We start from the raw sequence: 631 nt of genomic DNA, 5'->3' as shown, positions 1-631 counted from the left end.
TTTTTTTATCCGAAGGACGAAAGACGTAAGCGAAGCACGCGCCGATGTATCGAATATCTGCAAAGGCACAACCAAAGATGAGGTCTTTGCCAATAGCACCAAAATACTGAAATTGCTTGTAGGCAAAGTGTTGGCGCAGTGAACCAGCCGGTTTGCCCATAACAGTTCGGTAGTCGAAGTCTTGCCCGTTTAATTGATTCACTGGCTCGCTAAAATGGCCCAGCTCAACTTGGCCTTGATCGTTAATTATTTTTTTTATGGTGCGTTGCATGCCGTGACTAACCCTAGTTTTTGGTTGAGGGACGGCATGGTAGCGTAAATTTAAGTCATTCAGGAAGTGAAGATCGGTGTGCAGTGCGTAACTTGTCCACAAATAAGAAAGTTCTTACTTGGTTTGATTTGAGCCATTGTGTAGCATTTTGGCTCTCTACTTACCTTATCGAAGAAGTTTAAAGAATTTATGGCTGTTCTCGCATCTTTATGTCGCTCTGTCCTGTTTGGTGTCTGTTTAGTTCTTTTTGCGAATGGTGCAAATGCTGAATCTAATTCTGAGACTCGCGTTGATACGGGTGCATGGGATTGGGACCTCTTTGATTATTCTGGGTGGACTCCTCGCTATACCTACCTCTAC

At 43.7% G+C, this 631-nt stretch carries 1 protein-coding gene; it reads right to left on the bottom strand.

Going from position 1 to position 631, the window contains the following annotated elements:
• Nucleotides 1-271, bottom strand: a 271-nt coding sequence (locus tag A3762_RS05105) for a DUF2804 family protein (protein WP_231878733.1), incomplete at its 3' end; no start/stop codon positions are given.
• Between the last annotated feature and the right edge of the window lie 360 nt (nt 272-631).

Source organism: Oleiphilus sp. HI0125 (genome assembly GCF_001635355.1).
This window is presented reverse-complemented; position numbering and strand designations above follow the sequence as displayed.